The organism is Litorimonas sp. (genome assembly GCA_029936425.1).
Taxonomy (GTDB): domain Bacteria; phylum Pseudomonadota; class Alphaproteobacteria; order Caulobacterales; family Maricaulaceae; genus Litorimonas.
This window is the reverse complement of record JAPYSU010000128.1, coordinates 1-1,280: the sequence shown is the minus strand read 5'-3', so window position 1 is coordinate 1,280 and position 1,280 is coordinate 1. Positions and strand designations below refer to the sequence as shown.

Below are 1,280 nucleotides of genomic sequence, written 5' to 3'. Positions count from 1 at the left end.
GCCTGCAGATATTCTTCAAGCCCATCGAGCACAGCATCTTTGAGTCTTTTAGCAACGTCATCTTCACACTTCACCGGCAACAAATAGTTTCTACGGTCATATTCAATGGCAACGTAGGAATCATCCTCACAACCATTACTGAGAATCCTTATCAACTGAGGAATCTCTCGGCCCGGGTGGTACTGATCTTTTTTTTGTATATGAAGGACAAACGCCCGACCACACCAGCTAGCCTCAAAAATAGGGTGAGCCAGGTTGAGAAAATAGATGCTCGGGCACTTGCCGATTCCTATATCACTCACAATCCCAGCAACCACATCTCGCATGTACCCTAAGCGCCAAAGCTTCCTCAAATGCCGGCGTACTCTTTGAACTGACATCCCCACCTGCTTGGCCAAGCCAAAAGTCGAACAATTTCTGACTACACCGCAGGAATCCGCCTCAGTCAGCAACACTATAAGAACCAGCTTGCTACCGACACTCAGGGCATCAGGGTTGGGAGGGCCAAAAGTACGACCTTTCTTTCTCGTGACCTCCAACCCTCCAGGTGAGGGAATACTGAGCAGTGACTTTACCAGCCCCTCATGTCCCACACTCACTGGCCCAACCTGGAGATTCAACCGATCGGCAACGAGCTTTGAAAGTCGATAATCGTAAGACGGCCTTCCGGTCCTACCTTCAACGCGCCGGGCATCAAGAAGACCTTGGTCAACCAGTACCCCTATCGAATGACGGGCTAATCTCTCACTAACTCCCAACTTCCCCGCCAAACGGTCCAGAGACGTTTGAGCCCATTCGCCTATACCAAATTGATAGATAAAGGCAGTCAAAAAATATCGCTCAGCGGCCTGCAGCTCTTCAGACGACAAGCAGTTAAAGCTGGATACTAGAGCATTGCCAAGGTACATATTTGCACAAATGATATCTATTTTTGCCCATTATCAATTATGATCATATTTACGTCAATTCATACGGTATGATTTACTTGTCATGAAAATCTCAAGCATTAGGAGCATTGAAAGTGAAGAAACCAATCCCACCGAAAGAGTGGCTTGGCTCCGACAAGGACAAGTCAGATTGGGCCAGGCACTATTTGCGAAACAACCCCCCATCAGCCCTTTCAGTAAAAGCTCCCCACGAAGAGAACGAGCCGACCTTGATGACACTGGAAAGAATTTGGAATAACGGATTGGGGGCAGATGCTTTTGCACGCATCAAACGAGCATGGAATGCTTACAGCTACCGGAAGAACAAAAACAAGCGGACTTTCAGTTTTGTGC

The 1,280-nt window shown here is 47.8% G+C and carries 2 protein-coding genes; one reads left to right on the top strand and one right to left on the bottom strand.

Annotation, left to right across the window (positions count from 1 at the left end):
* Positions 1 to 830, bottom strand: an 830-nt coding sequence (locus ACN0IC_RS15525) for a hypothetical protein (protein WP_416879655.1), incomplete at its 3' end; no start/stop codon positions are given.
* Positions 831 to 1,021: 191 nt separating this feature from the next.
* On the opposite strand from ACN0IC_RS15525, the gene ACN0IC_RS15520 reads away from it, so the two are divergent.
* Positions 1,022 to 1,280 (top strand): hypothetical protein (locus ACN0IC_RS15520; RefSeq protein ID WP_416879654.1); only part of this gene is annotated, 259 nt, incomplete at its 3' end.